This is a genomic window from Terribacillus saccharophilus, from assembly GCF_046592895.1.
GTDB lineage: Bacteria > Bacillota > Bacilli > Bacillales > Amphibacillaceae > Terribacillus > Terribacillus saccharophilus_D.
Genome location: NZ_JAWVPU010000001.1, coordinates 1,143,664 through 1,162,978 on the forward strand (window position 1 = coordinate 1,143,664; position 19,315 = coordinate 1,162,978).

At 46.0% G+C, this 19,315-nt stretch carries 17 protein-coding genes; 12 read left to right on the forward strand and 5 right to left on the reverse strand.

Annotated elements, in window-relative coordinates; translation table 11 throughout:
- Positions 1-6 precede the first annotated feature (6 nt).
- The 4 genes from jag to rpmH form a co-directional block, all read right to left on the reverse strand.
- A complete protein-coding gene (gene jag / locus SFC66_RS05485; RefSeq protein WP_411217679.1) occupies positions 7-648 on the reverse strand; it encodes an RNA-binding cell elongation regulator Jag/EloR in 642 nt (213 codons plus the stop codon).
- Entirely contained in the window at positions 648-1,427 is a 780-nt protein-coding gene (gene spoIIIJ / locus SFC66_RS05490; RefSeq protein ID WP_411217680.1) for a YidC family membrane integrase SpoIIIJ, read from the reverse strand. The genes jag and spoIIIJ overlap by 1 nt, the downstream gene beginning before the upstream one ends.
- A 34-nt stretch (positions 1,428-1,461) precedes the next feature.
- The gene (gene rnpA / locus SFC66_RS05495; RefSeq protein ID WP_411217681.1) at positions 1,462-1,833 is read right to left on the reverse strand and encodes a ribonuclease P protein component; all 372 of its coding nucleotides are present in this window, start codon (positions 1,831-1,833) and stop codon (positions 1,462-1,464) included.
- A 172-nt stretch (positions 1,834-2,005) separates the two neighbouring features.
- A complete protein-coding gene (gene rpmH, locus SFC66_RS05500; RefSeq protein WP_411217682.1) occupies positions 2,006-2,140 on the reverse strand; it encodes a 50S ribosomal protein L34 in 135 nt (44 codons plus the stop codon).
- 609 nt (positions 2,141-2,749) lie between these two features.
- On the opposite strand from rpmH, the gene dnaA reads away from it, so the two are divergent.
- The 8 genes from dnaA to SFC66_RS05540 all read left to right on the forward strand — a co-directional run bounded on the left by dnaA (position 2,750) and on the right by SFC66_RS05540 (position 12,873).
- Complete coding sequence (dnaA, locus tag SFC66_RS05505; protein ID WP_411217683.1) at positions 2,750-4,099, forward strand: chromosomal replication initiator protein DnaA; 1,350 nt, start codon at positions 2,750-2,752, stop codon at positions 4,097-4,099.
- Between the two features lie 188 nt (positions 4,100-4,287).
- Positions 4,288-5,430 (forward strand): DNA polymerase III subunit beta, encoded by a 1,143-nt coding sequence (gene dnaN, locus SFC66_RS05510; protein ID WP_411217684.1) that lies wholly within the window; start codon positions 4,288-4,290, stop codon positions 5,428-5,430.
- A 159-nt stretch (positions 5,431-5,589) separates the two neighbouring features.
- On the forward strand, positions 5,590-5,811 hold the full coding sequence (yaaA, locus tag SFC66_RS05515; protein WP_411217685.1) for a S4 domain-containing protein YaaA: 222 nt from the start codon (positions 5,590-5,592) through the stop codon (positions 5,809-5,811).
- 30 nt (positions 5,812-5,841) lie between these two features.
- Positions 5,842-6,966 (forward strand): DNA replication/repair protein RecF, encoded by a 1,125-nt coding sequence (gene recF / locus SFC66_RS05520; RefSeq protein ID WP_411217686.1) that lies wholly within the window; start codon positions 5,842-5,844, stop codon positions 6,964-6,966.
- Complete coding sequence (remB, locus tag SFC66_RS05525) at positions 6,966-7,211, forward strand: extracellular matrix regulator RemB (RefSeq protein ID WP_411217687.1); 246 nt, start codon at positions 6,966-6,968, stop codon at positions 7,209-7,211. The genes recF and remB overlap by 1 nt, the downstream gene beginning before the upstream one ends.
- Before the next feature lie 19 nt (positions 7,212-7,230).
- Positions 7,231-9,159 (forward strand): DNA topoisomerase (ATP-hydrolyzing) subunit B, encoded by a 1,929-nt coding sequence (gyrB, locus tag SFC66_RS05530; protein WP_411217688.1) that lies wholly within the window; start codon positions 7,231-7,233, stop codon positions 9,157-9,159.
- Between the two features lie 43 nt (positions 9,160-9,202).
- Positions 9,203-11,719, forward strand: a complete 2,517-nt coding sequence (gyrA, locus tag SFC66_RS05535; protein ID WP_411217689.1) for a DNA gyrase subunit A — start codon at positions 9,203-9,205, stop codon at positions 11,717-11,719.
- Between the two features lie 71 nt (positions 11,720-11,790).
- Positions 11,791-12,873, forward strand: coding sequence for an HD-GYP domain-containing protein (locus tag SFC66_RS05540; RefSeq protein ID WP_411217690.1), 1,083 nt, complete (start codon positions 11,791-11,793; stop codon positions 12,871-12,873).
- On the opposite strand, the gene SFC66_RS05545 is transcribed toward SFC66_RS05540, so the two are convergent.
- Positions 12,874-13,830 (reverse strand): YaaC family protein, encoded by a 957-nt coding sequence (locus SFC66_RS05545; RefSeq protein WP_411217691.1) that lies wholly within the window; start codon positions 13,828-13,830, stop codon positions 12,874-12,876. It lies immediately after the preceding gene.
- Between the two features lie 135 nt (positions 13,831-13,965).
- Between SFC66_RS05545 and guaB the strand changes: the two genes are divergently transcribed.
- From guaB to SFC66_RS05565, 4 genes are all read left to right on the forward strand, one after another.
- The gene (guaB, locus tag SFC66_RS05550; RefSeq protein WP_411217692.1) at positions 13,966-15,441 is read left to right on the forward strand and encodes an IMP dehydrogenase; all 1,476 of its coding nucleotides are present in this window, start codon (positions 13,966-13,968) and stop codon (positions 15,439-15,441) included.
- Positions 15,442-15,601: 160 nt separating this feature from the next.
- Positions 15,602-16,606: a TAXI family TRAP transporter solute-binding subunit gene (locus SFC66_RS05555; RefSeq protein ID WP_411217693.1), complete on the forward strand. Its 1,005-nt coding sequence runs from the start codon at positions 15,602-15,604 to the stop codon at positions 16,604-16,606.
- 63 nt (positions 16,607-16,669) lie between these two features.
- On the forward strand, positions 16,670-17,179 hold the full coding sequence (locus tag SFC66_RS05560) for a DUF1850 domain-containing protein (protein ID WP_411217694.1): 510 nt from the start codon (positions 16,670-16,672) through the stop codon (positions 17,177-17,179).
- Positions 17,176-19,272, forward strand: coding sequence for a TRAP transporter permease (locus tag SFC66_RS05565; protein ID WP_411217695.1), 2,097 nt, complete (start codon positions 17,176-17,178; stop codon positions 19,270-19,272). Before SFC66_RS05560 ends, SFC66_RS05565 begins: the two co-directional genes overlap by 4 nt.
- Positions 19,273-19,315: the final 43 nt, after the last annotated feature.

Genomic DNA, 19,315 nt, shown 5'->3' on the forward strand with positions numbered 1-19,315 from the left:
TTGGCATCATTGCCAAGACTTCTTTCGTTCTGGTTGGATGACGATGTAACGATTCGGTTCTTTTCCTTTCGAATCGGTATCGACACCTTTTTGTTTTTGAATCACCGCGTGAATGATTTTCCGTTCACTGGCCGGCATTGGATCCAGAGGAATCGCTTTTTGCAGCGCCAATGCTTTACTGGCTGCTTGGACAGCTAGCATTTCGAGCGTTTCCCGTCTTTTTGACCGATATCCTTCCGCATCGACGGTAACGGTAAAGTGATATGCTTTTTGCTGATGCAGAAATTGTTCGACAAGCTGTTCCAGTGCATTCAGCGTCTGTCCTCTTTTTCCAATCAACATGCCGATATCATCCCCGCTGATCGCAAATGAAACATGTTTTTTCTTGCGGGATGTCATCTCGACGACTGCATCGGGATGCAGATGCCGGATGACGTTTTGCAAATACTCATTTGCTGCTTGTACACTATCTGTCTGCTTTACTTCCACTCTGACAACTGCCGGTTTGACACCAAATAACTTGAGGAAACCTGCGCTTCCTTCATCAATGATGGTGACATCGACTTCTTCCATTGAAACGCGCAACTGCTGTAATGCCGATTGAATCGCTTCTTCTACGGTTTTACCACGAGCAGTCAGCTGTTTCATTATTTCTTGCCGTCTGCCTGTGCTTTATTCTTTGCCATCATTGGCTTGTTGATGAGCAATGTCTGAGCCACCATGAAGACGTTACCCACTACCCAGTACAACGCCAAAGCAGATGGAAGGAATAGTGCGAATACCGTGATCATGACTGGCATGATGTACAGCATCATCGTCATTTGCGGGTTAGCCGCCATGGCTGTGTTGCCTGCCATCATCAATTTTTGCTGCAGGAATGTAGCCAAACCTGCGATGATCGGCAAAATGAAATATGGATCCGGGTTACCAAGCTGCACCCAAAGGAAGTTATGTTCCTTGATGGCTTCTGTACGGCTGATTGCCTGATAGAATGCCAGCAAAATCGGCATTTGTACAATGATCGGCAAACATCCAGCCAGCGGATTGACACCGTGACGCTGGAAGAGCTGCATTGTTTCCTGCTGAAGCTTTTGCTGTGTGTTTGCATCTTTGGAGCTGTATTTTTGCTGAAGTGCCTTCAGTTCAGGCTGGATTTCCTGCATGGACCGGGAACTTTTCAGCTGCTTGATGTTCAGCGGCAACAAAACCAACCGGATGATCACTGTTACGATGATGATTCCCAACCCGTAGCTATCACTGAACATTTCAGAGAAGAAACGGATCAATTCGGATAGTGGAAATACTGCATACTTGTTCCAAAATCCGGTACTTTCAGATGTGATTGGATCGGTGTTCGGCGCACAGCCTGCCAAGGCAGCGACGAGCAGCACGAGTGCCAATGCTAATAAACCTTTTTTACGCACCATGTTTCCTCCTTAACTTCCTTGCATAAGACTTTCCCTATTGTTTATCTCTTTTTTTCCTTTTTGGCTGTTTCAGCAGATTGGATTTCCAAAGCACATGGATCAAGCTCTTTTTCAGTTCTTGAAATGTCATATCCTTTGCTGGCTGTCTGGCAATGACGATGAAATCATAGCCTGTTGCGACTTGCTCATCCAGTTCATGGAAGGCTTGTCTCAAATAGCGCTTTATCTTGTTCCGCATAACAGCGTTTCCAAGTTTCTTGCTGACAGACAGACCGATGCGGAAATGTGCATCTGCTGTTTCCTGCTTCTTATAATATAGAACGAGCTGACGGTTCGCAAAAGAGGTTCCCGTCTGGAACACTTCCTGAAATGCTTCATTCTTTTTGATTCGATATTCTTTCTTCATGGAGGGTCCCCTCAAGCATGCCTATTTACGAAAATAGTTTTCAATTTGAAAGAAGGAGAATAAACGCGGCATTTAAGCTTGTAGTTTATTCTCCTTCTCCATTCTTTGTAAAAGCGCTGTTCCACTGATCAAGTATATAAAGTCAAAAAGACCACTACATACGTAAGTGGCCTTATGCAGACAATACTTTTCTTCCTTTACGACGACGACGAGCTAGAACTTTACGTCCGTTTGCAGAGCTCATACGTTCACGGAAGCCGTGTACTTTTTTTCTTTTACGGTTATTAGGTTGGAATGTACGTTTCATATATAAAACACCTCCCTCGAGGATATATAAAAAAATATTGCGAAAGGTCATAGACAGTCTTGAACATTATACGTAAAAGTAAGCGGACATGTCAACCTATCATTTTAACTTGATTATAGCTTTCTTTTATCCACAGCTCATGTTAATCTAATTATCTTGTGCATAACTTTTTCCACACAGGTTTTCGACAGCTTACACACATAATCGCATGCTGTGGATATTTCCTGTCAACAAACAGCGGCATTTGTGGATAAGTGTCGATTGAGCATTGCAAGACAAGGATTATTCTGTTATCATATCTGTGTTTTAATGATTGCATAACCTTGTTGGGATTAAACATTATCCACAGAGTGTGGATAAGCTGTGGACATCTATTCACAGCCTTGTAGATGGAGTTATCAACAAGTTCGTGGACAACTGAAGAAGTCGTTATATCGTCTTTATTAAGCGGATTTTTTATCCACAACCATATAATCAAGTGCACGGCCTTTTTGCATGCGCGAACGTTACTCCGCATGTTTCGAAAAGGCCTTTTATTACCTATCATGATGCAGTTTCTTAAGAAAAAGTGACTGTTTCTTTCATTTTTCTCAGAAAGGGGGATGTTTGTTGGATAACATTCAGGATTTATGGAAAAAAACCTTACAAGCAATTGAGAAACGGATCAGCAAGCCCAGTTTTGATACTTGGCTGAAAAATACGCAAGCATATACACTCGAAGAAGATACTCTTGTCATCAAAGCCCCCAATGAATTCGCCAGGGATTGGCTGGAGAGCAGTTACTCCTCCTTGATTGGAGATACTCTATACGAAGTGACGGGCAATCGTCTGCAGACAAAGTTCATCATTCCGGAATTTCAGCAGGAAGAAGAAGTCGTCCGTCAGCCGAAGCCGCAAAAAGCGGCAGCCAGTGATACACTGACGGAATCACCGAAAAGTATGCTCAACAGCAAGTACACATTCGATACATTCGTCATCGGATCGGGCAACCGATTTGCACATGCAGCTTCCCTGGCTGTTGCAGAAGCACCGGCCAAAGCTTATAACCCATTATTCATCTATGGTGGCGTCGGGCTTGGAAAAACCCACTTGATGCACGGAATCGGGCATTATGTGCTGGATCACAATCCGAATGCAAAGGTCGTTTACTTGTCTTCTGAGAAGTTCACGAATGAATTCATCAATGCCATCCGCGATAACAAAACAGCGGAGTTCCGGGCAAAATATCGAAATATAGATGTCCTGCTCATAGATGATATTCAATTCCTTGCGGGAAAAGAACAAACGCAAGAGGAATTCTTCCATACATTCAATGCGCTGCACGAAGAAAATAAACAAATCATCATATCCAGTGATCGTCCGCCAAAAGAGATACCTACACTTGAGGATCGACTGCGGTCCCGCTTTGAATGGGGTTTGATCACAGATATCACGCCTCCTGATCTGGAGACGCGTATTGCCATCCTTCGCAAGAAAGCAAAAGCGGAAGGCTTGGATATCCCGAATGAAGTAATGCTGTACATTGCCAATCAAATAGATACCAATATCCGGGAGCTGGAAGGTGCACTTATACGTGTCGTTGCCTATTCATCCCTTATAAACTCGGATATTGATGCTTCCTTGGCAGCAGATGCACTTAAAAACATCATTCCCAGCTCGAAGCCGAAAGTCATTACGATCCATGCAATCCAGGAACAAGTCGGCGAGCGCTACAATGTCCGCTTGGAAGAATTCAGTGCGAAGAAACGGACGAAGGCAATCGCTTTCCCTCGCCAAATCGCTATGTTCCTATCAAGGGAACTGACTGATTTCTCCTTGCCGAAGATCGGTGAAGAATTCGGCGGCAGAGACCATACAACCGTTATTCATGCTCATGAAAAAATTTCCAAACTGTTGAGTCAGGATGAGGAATTGCAGCGTGATATTGATGAGATAAAAGAGAGACTCAAATCTTTCTGAGAATTGGACCCTGTTGATAAACGTGCATAAAGCCTTTTTTTATCCACACATTATCCACAGGGTATTTTTATTGGCAACACTGTGCTTTTATATACTTATCCACATAATCACAGGCCCTACTACTGCTACTGTATTTTTATAAATAATAATTAATAAGAAGAACCCCCCATAGGAGGCACGCAATTATCATGAAATTTGTCATACAACGTGATCGGCTCTTAGCAAGTATCCAAGATGTTGTAAAAGCAATATCATCCAGAACTGCTATTCCGATTTTGACTGGAATGAAAATCGAAGCAAAAGAAGATGGGATAACTTTGACAGGTAGTGATTCTGATATTTCCATCGAGTCTTTCATTCCAAAAGAAGAAGACGGTATTGTCTATGTCGAAGAAATCGAACCAGGAAGTATCGTACTGCAAGCTAAATATTTCCCCGAAATCGTTCGTAAAGTGCCGATGAATGCTGTCGAAATCGAATCGGATGCACAATTGAACGTCACGATTCGCTCAGGAAGTGCAGAATTCAAATTGAATGGTCAGGATGCTGAAGAATATCCACAGCTGCCAAAACTGCACAGTGAAGACAGTTTCGAACTTCCTGCTGATTTACTGAAAAATGTCATCAAAGAAACAGTATTTGCCGTATCGACACAGGAAACACGCCCATTGCTTACAGGTGTTAATGTGCGTGTGCAAGATGATCAGCTGCATTTTGTTGCGACAGACAGCCACCGTTTGGCTTCCCGTCAAATCCCAGTTTCGACAAATGAAGCTGCACTCGGCTTCCAAAACGTCGTCATTCCAGGTAAAAGCTTGACGGAATTGAACAAGATCCTCGATGAAAACCAGGATCCCGTCGAAATCCGCATCACCAATAACCAGATTTTGTTCCGTACGAAACATTTGTACTTCCTATCCCGTTTGCTGGAAGGAAATTATCCGGATACATCCCGTTTGATACCGACAGAAAGCAAGACTTCGCTTCAAATCGATACGAAGGAATTGCTTCGCTCCATCGACCGGGCATCATTATTGGCTAAAGAAAACAGAAATAATGTCGTGAAACTTGTGACACAGGTGTCAGGACAGCTGGAAATCAGCTCCAACTCACCTGAAGTCGGACGCGTTGTCGAAGAAGTGACGGTCCAGGAGATTTCCGGTGAAGAGTTGCGCATCAGTTTCAGTGCAAAATATATGATGGATGCGCTGAAGGTCATTGAAAGCGACCAAGTGAAAATTGAATTTTCAGGTGCGATGCGGCCATTCCTTATTCGCCCGACTGGCGATGAGGACTTGCTGCAATTGATCACACCTGTGCGGACATACTGAGTTATTCACATGTGGATAAAGGCACTGCCCAAGGGGCGGTGTCTTTTTTTTGTGGGTAACATGTCCGCTGCTCGGATTGGGCATAATGAAAATAACTTTCAAAGTTGTGGATACTTTAGTAAAATAATAAGAAGGCAACATAAAGTAAGGAGAGCGGAAATGAACGAAGAAATCCAGATCGATACAGAATATATCCAGCTTGGGAAATTCCTTAAGCTAGTGAATGCTGTCGAGAGCGGCGGGATGGTCAAGCTGTATTTGGCTGATTACCCGGTGCTGGTCAATGGCGAGGAAGAAAACAGACGCGGCAGAAAGCTGTATCCGGAGGATCGTGTAGAACTGCCGGCGACATCCGAAACATTCATTGTCAAAAAGGCATAACAGTCTGCCGGATACAGAAAGGATCTAAGCATGCATATCCAAGAGCTAACGCTTACGCATTATCGGAATTACGATAAGCTGCAGCTTCAATTCGATGATAAAGTGAATGTGATTATCGGCGAGAATGCACAGGGCAAGACAAATTTGATGGAAGCCATCTATGTGCTTGCCTTCTCCAAATCCCACCGAACCCCGAAAGACAAAGAACTTATCCAATGGGACCAAGATTATGCTAAAATAGAAGGGAACATCTTCAAGCGGAAACAGCGGTTTCCGCTTGAGATCGTCCTATCGTCCAAAGGGAAGAAAGCAAAACTGAATCATTTGGAACAAAAACGCCTAAGTGATTATATCGGGGCGCTCAATGTCGTCATGTTCGCTCCAGAGGATCTGAACTTGGTGAAAGGCAGTCCGCAGATTCGCAGGCGTTTTATTGATATGGAGATCGGCCAGATAAAGCCGGTCTATATCTATCACCTTGGACAATACCAAAAAGTACTGAAGCAGCGGAATCATCTGCTGAAGCTGCTGCAGCGCCGTCAAGGCGATCAGACAATGCTTGATGTGCTGACAGAACAGATGATCGAGCACGCCAGCATCATATTAGAAAAACGTTTCCTCTTCCTCGGCCTGCTCCGGAAATGGGCCCAGCCCATCCACCAGAGCATCACGACGAAGCTGGAGACGCTTGATATAGAATATCTTTCCAACTTGCATGTATCAGAAGAATCCGATAAGGAAACGCTGAGAGTAGCTTTTGAGGAGAAATTCTCTGAATTACGGACGCGTGAAGTGGAAAGAGGGACAACATTAGCAGGCCCACATCGCGATGACCTGTCTTTTTATGTGAATGGGAAAGACGTCCAGGCTTTCGGTTCACAAGGGCAGCAGCGAACGACTGCTTTGTCGCTGAAATTGGCTGAAATAGAATTGATCTATAACGAAGTCGGGGATTACCCGATTCTTCTGCTGGATGATGTCTTGAGTGAGCTTGATGACAGCAGACAATCACATCTGCTTGAAACGATACAGGGAAAAGTCCAAACTTTCGTCTCGACGACGAATGTATCAGGCATCCAGCATGAAACGCTGAAACAAGCAGAACTATTCAAGATAAAATCCGGGAAGCTTGTCAGTGAGTCGGGAGGATTCTGATGTTCATTTCGATCGGTTGGAATAATGTCGTCAGGGCAAAGGATGTCGTGGCTATCCTGGAATACGGACAAGCGGCTAAGACAGTCGATCCTGCTTTGGCAGAAAACGACGAAGCGGATGATGCATCTGCTAAATCTATCATTGTCACCACTGATATGATCTATTCGAGTCCCTTATCAGTGCAGACATTGAAGAAACGGGCAGATACATCGGTTCCGAGAATGATAGAAGAAGATAACCTTTAAGGAATGCAGGTGATTGATTATGGCAATGGAAGATAAAATGCCTGAAGAACAGTTGTATGATGCAGATCAGATACAGGTGCTTGAAGGACTGGAGGCAGTCCGTAAACGTCCTGGTATGTATATCGGCTCCACTAGTGAGCGCGGTCTGCACCACTTGGTATGGGAAATTGTCGATAATAGTATCGATGAGGCCCTTGCAGGTTATTGCGATCACATCAAAGTGACCATCGAAGAAGATAACAGCATCACTGTAGAAGATAATGGACGCGGTATCCCGGTAGGCACGCATGAGAAGACTGGCCGCCCGGCAGTGGAAGTCATCATGACCGTCTTGCATGCCGGCGGTAAGTTCGGCGGCGGCGGATACAAGGTTTCCGGCGGATTGCACGGTGTAGGTGCATCTGTTGTGAATGCCTTGTCCACGGAGCTGAATGTCAAAGTCCATCGTGACGGCAAAATCCACGAACAATCTTTCCACCGGGGTATACCTGCCGGTGATCTACAGGTTACTGGTGAATCTGACAGAACAGGTACAATCACGCATTTCAAGCCGGATCCGGAGATCTTTACGGAAACGACTGAATATAACAAAGAGACATTGCTGGTACGTATCCGGGAGCTTGCTTTCCTGAATAAAGGCCTTGCAATCAGTCTGGAAGATAAACGGGAAGAAAACCCAGAACGCATCACTTTCCATTACGAAGGCGGTATCCGTTCTTACGTGGAGCATCTTAACCGCTCCAAAGAAGTATTGCATGAACCATTTTATGCAGAGAATACGGATTCCGAGATCACTGTCGAAATCGCGCTGCAATACAATGATGGCTACACAGGCAGTATTTACTCTTTTGCGAATAATATCCACACGTATGAAGGCGGAACGCATGAAGCTGGTTTCAAATCAGGCCTGACGCGTGTCATCAATGATTATGCACGTAAAAACAATATGTTCAAAGAAGCTGATCCGAATCTGTCTGGTGATGATGTACGCGAAGGATTGACTGCAATCATTTCCATCAAGCACCCAGATCCGCAGTTCGAAGGGCAAACAAAAACGAAGCTCGGCAACAGTGAAGCACGTCAAGTGACGGATGCAGCGTTCACAGAACTGTTTTCCAAGTTCTTGTTTGAAAATCCTGACACAGCACGAATCGTCGTCGAAAAAGGATTGATGGCATCACGTGCCCGTATTGCAGCAAAACGTGCGCGTGAACTGACTCGCCGTAAAGGTGCATTGGAAGTGAGCAGCTTACCGGGTAAACTCGCTGACTGTTCTTCCAAGGATGCATCAATCAGCGAATTGTACGTCGTAGAGGGAGACTCTGCCGGCGGTTCTGCCAAACAAGGACGGGACCGGCACTTCCAAGCCATCTTGCCTTTACGCGGAAAAATCATCAACGTGGAAAAAGCAAGACTGGATAAAATCTTGGCCAACAATGAAATCCGTGCCATGATCACAGCACTTGGTACTGGCATCGGGGAAGATTTCGATATATCCAAAGCACGCTATCATAAACTGGTCATCATGACGGATGCAGATGTCGACGGTGCCCATATCCGGACATTGCTGCTGACATTCTTCTATCGTTACATGAGACCATTGATCGAAAACGGCTATGTATATATCGCACAGCCGCCGCTATACAAAGTACAGCAAGGGAAAGCTGCTTATTACGCTTACAATGATCGGGAACTTGACCGCGTCATGAGCGAGCTCCCGAAAGTACCAAAACCAGGTTTGCAGCGTTATAAAGGTCTTGGGGAGATGAACGCAGCACAGCTGTGGGAAACGACGATGGATCCGGAAAACCGCACATTGCTGCAAGTCAGCTTGGCTGATGCAATCGATGCGGACCAGATTTTCGATGTCCTAATGGGTGACAAAGTCGAACCGCGGCGGAATTTCATACAAGATAACGCACAGAATGTACAGAATCTAGATATCTAACCAATAAACCATTGGTTCCGGCAATTTGACAGGAGGTTTTCGCATGGCGGATGAATTACGTCCAAGTGTGCAAGAAAGAGATATAAGTCAGGAAATGCGTACCTCATTCCTTGACTATGCAATGAGCGTCATCGTAGCGCGTGCATTGCCTGATGCAAGAGACGGCTTGAAGCCGGTGCATCGCAGAATCCTTTATGCATTGCATGATTTGGGTATGCATGCTGATAAGGCATATAAGAAATCAGCCCGTATCGTCGGGGAAGTAATCGGTAAATACCATCCGCATGGTGACACAGCTGTGTACGAAGCGATGGTCCGTATGGCGCAGGATTTCAGCTATCGTTATATGCTCGTTGACGGTCATGGAAACTTCGGTTCCGTCGATGGCGACTCCGCAGCGGCGATGCGTTATACAGAAGCCCGGATGTCCAAGATATCCATGGAGCTTTTACGTGATATCAACAAAGATACGATCGACTATGGCGATAACTATGATGGTTCCGAGAAACAGCCGCTTGTATTGCCGGCGCGCTTCCCGAACCTGCTCGTAAATGGTGCTTCAGGTATTGCGGTTGGTATGGCAACGAATATTCCGCCGCATAACCTGAATGAAACGATCAATGCCGTTTTGGCACTCAGTAAAAACCCGGACATCACCATCGAGGAATTGATGGATGATTATATCTTCGGACCGGATTTCCCTACCGCTGCTGAAATCCTCGGTAGAAGCGGTATTCGAAAAGCATATGAAACTGGCCGTGGTTCCATAACCATTCGCGCCAAGACCGAGATCATCGAGCATGATAACGGTAAATCGACCATCCTTGTGCACGAATTGCCATATCAGGTCAATAAAGCACGTCTTGTCGAGAAAATAGCAGAACTCGTTCGTGATAAGCGCATCGAAGGAATCACGGATCTGCGTGATGAATCAGACCGTAACGGTATGCGCGTCGTGGTGGAAATCCGCCGCGATGCGAATCCGAATGTCATTCTTAATAACTTGTACAAGCATACAGCCCTGCAAACTTCTTTCGGGATCAATATGCTTGCCCTTGTGGATGACAAACCGCAGATTCTCAACCTGAAACAAGCATTGACTCATTATTTGGATCATCAGCAGGTCGTCATCCGCCGCAGAACGGAATTCGAACTGCGTAAAGCGGAAGCAAGAGCGCATATCCTGGAAGGTTTGCGTATCGCCCTGGATAATCTCGATGAGATCATCAGCTTGATCCGCGGTTCCCAGACAACGGATATTGCCCGTGACGCATTGATGGAGCGCTTTGAGCTTTCCGACAAGCAAGCACAAGCGATCCTTGATATGCGACTGCAGCGGCTGACAGGTCTGGAGCGCGACAAGATCGAAGATGAGTATCAGGAACTGGTCAATCTGATTGCGGAATTGAAAGCGATTCTTGCAGATGAAGAGAAGGTGCTTGAAATCATCCGGGAAGAATTGACGGAAATCAAGGAACGTTTCGGTGATGAACGCCGGACGGAGATCGTGATTGGCGGTACTGACTTCATCGAGGATGAGGCACTCATTCCTGTCGAAAACGTCGTCATCACCTTGACGCATCAAGGCTATATCAAACGCCTGCCTTCTTCCACATACCGCAGCCAAGGACGCGGCGGACGGGGAATTCAAGGTATGGGTACGAATGAAGATGACTTCGTGGAACATCTCATTTCCACAAGCACGCATGACACGATCCTGTTCTTCACGAACAAAGGGAAAGTGTATCGTGCCAAAGGTTATGAGGTGCCGGAATTCAGCCGGACAGCAAAAGGCATTCCGATCATCAATATGCTGGAAATCGAGAAAGGCGAATGGATCAATGCTTTGATTCCAGTCAAAGAGTTCGCCGATGACTGGTATTTGGTGTTCACGACCAAGCAGGGAATCTCAAAACGGACTACTTTGTCCCAGTTTGCAAATATCCGTAAAGGCGGCTTGATCGCATTGAACTTGCGTGAAGATGATGAGTTGATTTCTGTCCGGATGACGGATGGTCATAAACATATCATGATCGCAACGAAAAACGGTTATTTGATTCGTTTCCCAGAAGAACAGATCCGACCGATGGGCCGTACCGCAGCTGGGGTAAAAGGGATAACCTTGCGCGGCGATGATGATTCTGTCGTATCGATGGATATCATCGATGAAGGCGTGGATATCCTGAACGTTACCGAAAAAGGATTTGGTAAACGGACGCCTGAATCGGATTACCGCATCACGAATCGCGGCGGTAAAGGGATCCTTACTTCCAAGATAACGGAGAAAACAGGTCAGATAGTTGCAGCGAAGCCAGTGACTGGTGAAGAAGATATCATGATCATCACCGTTTCCGGTGTACTGATCCGGATGCCAGTTTCCAGTATTTCTGTCACTGGACGGAATACACAAGGTGTCATTTTGATCCGTATTCAGGAAAACGAGGCCGTTGCAACCGTTGCCCGAATCGATAAAGAACAAGAAGAAGAGATCGAAGCTGTCTCGGATGAGATGCTGGAGGAACCAGCAGAAACTGAGTCGGTTGATCCGGAACAAGATTGATAAAAAGCATTCCCGCTCCCAACAGTGGGGATGCTTTTTTACATAACCATTGGTATGAAAGGATGCTGGAAATGATCGTCTCAGCCAATCAGCTCGTTGCTGGCTGTATCGTGACAGCCGATGTAATTGGGAAAAGCGGTATGCCGCTTGTTAAAAGTAAGACCATCTTGACTGATACGGAAATCTTTTATTTGCAAAAGCTGCTTGTAAAGGAAGTGACGGTGGCAACTCATTTGGAAGATGGCAGCATGTTCGTTCCTGAAAAAGAGAAGGAAAGCAACAAACATACGATAGCGGAAGTGCATTTTTTGGATGCCTATAGAGAAGCGGTGCAAGCCTATCAAAAGCAGTTCAATGGATGGCAGCATGGCAGTGCAGTCGATGTACCATTGCTGCGTCAGTCCATTCTTCCTGTGTTGGAAAAAGTAGGCGATTGGGAAGGTAATGTCTTCAATTTGCCTGCTTATGGAAATCACCCTGACTATTTGTCTGACCATGCAGCTGGTACAGCTGCTCTTACAGCTGCAGTGCTGCTTAAAGCAAATCATACGGAAGCTGATATCAAACAAATCGGCTTGGCAGCTTTCTTGGCTGATTGTGGTATGGCCAGGCTGAAACAACCTTATCATATCTTGAAGCGACGCCTTTTAGATCATGAAATCGAGGACATGCAGCAGCATCCAACTCTTTCATACCGGATGGTGGAGCAGGCTTCCATCCTTTCTTCCAAAGCGAAGTTAGCCATCCTTCAGCATCATGAGCGGGCAAATGGGACCGGCTATCCGCTGCAATTGTCAAAAGAGAAGATTCATTCATTTGCCAGTCTCCTCTCCATTTGCGACACATATCATGCTTTGATATCCGATCGTGCCTATCAAGCTGCTGTATCACCGTATGAAGCGCTGGACATCATCCTGGAGGAACAATTCGATCGTTTCAACACAGCAATGATCCAGCACTTTGTCCAAGCTTTTGTCGATGCGCAGCAGAATACGACAGTTCGTCTGTCCACAGGGGAACTTGCCGAGGTCGTCTTCATGGACCTGAAACATCCGACCAGACCAATGGTTCGTGAATTGCAAACAGGCCAAGTAAAGGCTTTGTATGATATGTCATCCATCAAGATCGAAGCAATCATGTCAAAAGCACGCTGATCAGCGTGCTTTTTTTATATCCTGAAAATGCTGCAGCATGAACGATCCCATCAGTTGAGGAAATTTATCGGCAGTGACTTCCAAGAAACGTACAATGAGCGGATACTCGCTGCGGCGGTTGATATGCAGTAAATCCGACCACCACTCTGCTTCATATCGGCAGATCATACTCAAGTTATACAAAAGAATATAATGTGCCATGCTTTCATGAAAGCTGCTCAAATAGCTTTGCTGGACAAAGTAATATTGATTGGCAGAAGGATCGCAAAAGAGCGGTCCGCTGGCTTGCCATAAGGAATCTGGCTGCTGCAGAGTGAGCTTTTCTGACTCTGTGATATGGAAAGGGAAAGAATCCAGATACTCGAGAAAGCGGCGCTTTGTGTATTGAAAGCTGTCGAGTAAGCTATCCGGCAATATGATCGTTTTATGCATTTGGGATGCTTTTGCCAGACCCTGTTTTTCCTGCTGCAGGGAAAGCAGGTCTTGAAGCTCTGGTATCAGGCTGAACATATCTCCCATGGATACTTTTTTGATCGTGGGGAGGTCGCGCTTGCAAACGTATCGAGCGAAATACGGGAATAAGCCGCGCTGCTGCAGTAGCACTTCATCCAGACTGAATTGATAATCACGTTTCTTCCGCTTCCGCGTGGAAAGACCATGAGCCAAATCGGTCGTCGATTCCGGGTACATGGGACGGATCAGCAGCAAACTTGCCTTCATAAAATGGGTCATTCCGTAAAATAATAAGACAGGCTTCATCAGCAGCGGAGCAATTTTCCCGTAAGAATAATAAGATTTTCCATGTCCCAGATAAGCTGAAAAGGCGGATATATTTTGATAGCTCCGGGTTTCAGCATCGGGAATGCCTAGATATCGGTAGCTTGCTTGCAGGAAGGAAAGTGCTGCCTCTTCTGCTTCGAGATAAGTTTGGAATGTGGAGACGTTTTCATCATGCATATGTGATCCTCCAGTGATTTTTAGGTGCTCATATAGTTGAAAAACCGCGCATCTTGGCGTATTGTAAGTAACAATAGGTTTTAATAGCAGTATTTTAACCATATATAGACATTTCATGATAAAAGGAGGATGAACATGCGGGAAGATAAGTTTACAAAAGAGGGTTTGACTTTTGATGATGTCTTGCTTGTACCGGCGAAATCAGAGGTTCTGCCACGCGATGTGAAGTTCCAGACAGCATTGACGAAAAACATCACATTGAACATTCCATTGATCAGCGCAGGAATGGACACGGTGACAGAGGCGAGCATGGCAATTGCAATGGCGAGACAAGGTGGACTTGGTATCATTCACAAAAATATGTCCATCGAAGAGCAAGCAGAGCAGGTAGATCGCGTCAAACGTTCTGAGAGTGGCGTCATTACAGACCCATTCTTCTTGTGCCCGGAAAACCAAGTATTCGATGCAGAGCATCTGATGGGTAAATTCCGCATCTCAGGTGTACCAATCGTCAACAACAAAGAAGAGCAGAAGCTGATCGGTATCCTGACTAATCGCGATCTTCGTTTCGTACAGGATTATTCGATCGCGATCTCCGATGTCATGACGAAAGAAGATTTGGTGACAGCACCTGTTGGGACTACATTGGATGAAGCGGAAAAAATCTTGCAAAAACATAAGATCGAAAAGCTTCCGCTTGTTGATGAAAACGGTGTGTTGAAGGGTTTGATCACAATCAAAGATATCGAGAAAGTGATTGAGTTCCCGAATTCTGCTAAAGATAAACATGGACGTTTATTGGTAGGGGCAGCTGTAGGAGTCACTGGTGATGCCATGACTCGTATCAGCAAACTTGTCGATGCCGGAGTGGATGTACTAGTCGTGGATACTGCGCATGGTCATTCCAAAGGTGTTTTGGAACAGGTGAAAAACATCAAGGAGAAATTCCCTGAGGTTGATTTGATTGCGGGTAATGTAGCAACTGCAGAGGGCACGCGTGCCTTGATCGAAGCTGGCGCGGATGTCGTTAAAGTCGGAATCGGACCAGGGTCCATCTGTACGACACGTGTTGTAGCTGGCGTCGGTGTACCGCAGATCACTGCTGTTCATGATTGTGCAGTCGAGGCTGAGAAGCATGGTATCGCAATCATTGCGGATGGCGGAATCAAGTATTCCGGCGATATCGCCAAAGCGATCGCAGCTGGCGGACATGCTGTGATGCTTGGAAGCATGTTTGCAGGTACGACAGAAAGCCCTGGAGAAACGGAAATCTTCCAAGGCCGTCAATATAAAGTGTACCGCGGAATGGGTTCTGTCGGCGCTATGAAATCAGGATCCAAAGACCGCTATTTCCAAGGTGAAACAGAAGAAGCAAAGAAATTGGTACCGGAAGGCATCGAAGGACGCGTTGCTTACAAAGGATCACTTTCTGATACCGTGCATCAGCTGCTCGGCGGCTTGCGGGCGAGCATGGGTTACTGCGGTGCCCCTGATCTGGATTACTTCCGTGAAAATGCCCAATTCATCCGTATGACAGGCGCAGGCTTACGCGAAAGTCATCCGCATGATGTACAAGTCACAAAAGAAGCACCGAACTATTCCATTAACTAATACTATTTTTGAAACGACGCCCCCATCGGCGTCGTTTCTTTTTTATAGTACATAATCTAACAAATAAACAGACTTTTTGCAATATAAATAATATTGTAAAATTAAGAAGGGTTTGCTAACGTTATGGAGAATTGATAATAGCCTAAGGGGGAATGAACGAATGAAAATGAAAAAATCACTTTCTGCAATAATCCTGATGACGTTATTAGCAATGATACTCAGCGCTTGCGGAGGAGGAACAGCTGGGGGTTCAGGGGATTCCGGCAGTGAAGAAGGCGGACAGCAATTCATTACATTGCTCACTGGGGGAACCGAGGGTACATATTACCCGCTGGGAGGAAGTATCGCTGAAATCCTGAATGAAAATGTAGATGATGTAAAAGCGACAGCTACATCGACTGGTGCCTCTGTTGAAAATATGAATAAGTTGAGTGAAGGAAATGACGATATCGTTGCTTTCAGCCAAACGGATATTGCTGCTTATGCATCGGAAGGAACACTGATGTTCGATGGTCAAGCGATAGATAATATACAGGCAGTTGGTTCTCTGTATCCGGAAACGATCCAAATTGTCGCAACGGAAGATAGCGGCATCCAAACCGTGGAAGATCTGAAAGGGAAGACCGTTTCAATAGGCGCACCTGGTTCAGGGACGAATGCGAGTGCAGAGGATATCCTCGGTATCTATGATATGACCGTGGACGATATTGAAGTCCAGAACCTGGACTTCGGTGAATCGACGGCCGGTATGCAAGATGGCAATATCGATGCAGCATTCATCACAGCTGGTACACCAACAGGAGCGGTAGAAAGTCTATCTGCTACGACACCGGTGACGATTGTCGGCCTGGACGGTGATAAAGTCGATCAATTGATCGAAGAAAAGCCCTATTATGCTCCTTATACAATTGAAGCCGGAACATACAGCTTGGAGGAACCAGTTGAGACAGTATCGGTGAATGCGATGCTTGTAACGACAGAAGGTATGGATGAGGAACTTGTATATAACATGACAAAAGCGTTGTACGAAAATACGAGTGATATCGGTCACCAAAAGGCAGAATTCATCAAAGCAGAAAAGGCTGCTGATGGTGTCAGCATCCCATTCCACCCAGGTGCCAAAAAATATTTGGAAGAAGCAGGAGTGGAACTGCCTTCTTCTTGATGGATCAAAGGGACGCCGGTATATCTTACCGGCGTCTTTTCACAAAAAAGCAGGTGAGATATTTTGCGATTTCGCGTCATCATGATCATCAGTCTCATTATCACGACGTTGATCGTTTTGTACATATTTGTGCCGTTCCGGCATATAATCGCCTGTAACGATTTGCAGAGCGATCAGCTTCTCGCATACTTGCCGGTTGAAGAAGGTACGCATATGAGTATCCGATACATTCATTCGATTCATGGTTCGGAAGTGCACGAAACTTATACCATCAAACAAACAAGATTATATCCTTATCAGCTTGTCTATGAAGATACTGCCGTCGGCATGCCTGCACATGCAGGATCTGGGGAAACATTCGAAATGAAGGATGGAAAGTACTATATACGGAATATGACAGGCTTCGAAGAGTATCTTAATCTGACTATCGGGGAAGTGGTGGCAAATCACCAGCTGGTCTACAAGAAGCATAGCTATTCACTCCGGGAAAACATCGGACCAGGTGTCTCCATCAAGATCCAAGCAGAGTATACAAATCTATGGAACTTATGGAAGGGAGAGCAGCTTGAATGAATGAAAAAGCCTCGAATGATGAGTATATGTCCGAACAAGAACAACAACAGCTGATCGAGAAATATGACACCGAATCGAATTTCAGGAAACTTGCCGGTATCATGGCTGCTGTTGTCTTTTTTCTATTGCTTGCCTTTTCTTTGTATCAGCTTTACACCGCTACATATGGAAATATACCGACCCAGATTCACCGCTCCATCCACTTAGGGTTTGGTCTTGTATTGATTTATCTGTTATTCCCGGCAAGACGTAAGGGCAAGGATAAACGAATTGCCTGGTATGATTTCATTTTAGCTGGCTTAGGATTTTATGTAGGTGCTTATTGGCCGGTCATGTACAACAACATCATTGCCCAAGGCGGGCAGATGACAACATTGGATTTTGTAACGGGAGCACTGGCTGTCTTGCTTGTTTTGGAAGCGACAAGACGTACTGTCGGCTTGCCGATTGTCATCATCGCCATTCTCTTCATGGCATATGCCTACTGGGGCAGGCAGCTTCCCGATTTCATCGTCCATCCTGGAGTGGATATCGATACACTGATAAACTCGCTGTTTTTCACGACTGAGGGAATGCTCGGTACGCCGATCGGTGTGTCATCCACCTACATTTTCCTGTTTCTTTTATTCGGTGCTTTCCTGGTGAAAACTGGAGTAGGTCAATATTTTAATGATTTAGCTCTGCTCGTTGCCGGGAGGAGAATCGGGGGACCAGCAAAGGTGGCCATTTTCTCAAGTGCGCTGCAAGGGACAGTAAGCGGAAGCTCGGTAGCGAATGTGGTGACATCGGGCTCCTTCACCATCCCGATGATGAAAAGGCTTGGATATTCCAAAAACTTCGCAGGTGCAGTGGAAGCATCTTCTTCCACAGGAGGTCAAATCATGCCGCCTGTCATGGGGGCTGCGGCCTTCTTGATGGTCGAATTCATCGGCGTGAGTTATTGGACGATTGCCAAGGCGGCCATCATCCCTGCCATCCTTTATTTTGCCGGGATTTGGATCATGACGCATTTCGAGGCGAAACGGACTGGATTGAGGGGGCTTAAGAAAGAGGAACTGCCAGACAAGAAAGAAGTCTTAAGCAAACTGTACTTGCTGCTGCCGATACTTGCCATGGTTTTCTATTTAAGCTCCGGACTAAGCATCATGCGCGCAGCTTTGTATGGAATTGTCACTTGTGTACTGGTTGCGCTGCTCAGAAAAGAAGTTTATCGACATCTCTACCCAATCGTTTTCGGTGTTGTACTTGTTGCATATTTGATTTATGGCGGTGTGACTGGCAATATGTCGATTGAAAACGGCTTGATCATCGCAGCCCTTGCAACTGTCATCGTAAGCTATTTCTTCGACCGAAACTTCCTGGAGACGATCGAGGCGATGGTGGACGGAGCAAGATCTGCTCTGAGTGTCATCGCTGCAACAGCAGCAGCAGGTATCATTGTCGCCGTTGTAACGAAAACAGGTCTTGGACTCAGTCTTGCCAACAGCTTGGTTGGACTTGCAAATGAACAGCTGTTTTGGACGTTGTTCTTTACGATGATTGCATCCCTGATCCTTGGCATGGGGGCACCGACGACAGCAAACTATATCATCACGTCAACAATCGCAGCACCGGCCATCATCCTGCTGGGCGTGAGTGATTTGCAGGCGCATATGTTTGTTTTCTACTTTGGGATCATGGCGGATATCACTCCTCCGGTTGCACTGGCAGCATTTGCAGCAGCCGGCATGTCAGGGGGAAGACCGATTGCCACCGGGGTCATATCGACGAAGCTGGCCATTGCGGCATTCATCATACCGTATATGTTCGTCTTTGCCCCTGAATTGCTGCTGGTCGGAACGGCAAATTACTTGGAAGTTGCTTGGATCTTCCTGACGGCTTTCTTGGGAATGATCGTCATCGGCGCAGGGATGATCGGCTACTGGTTCCGCCGGCTGTATTGGCCGGAGCGCCTTATTGCCCTGGCAGCTGGTCTTGCCTTGATTTACCCTGGCGTCTGGTTGAGCATTGCAGGACTTGTCGTTTTCGCAGCGCTGATCGCATTCCAATACATCTATAAACGATCTGAAATGAATCAGCCGTTTGCCAGCTGAGGATGAAAAGCTGCCCTTTCACAGGGGTGGCTTTTTTCGTTAT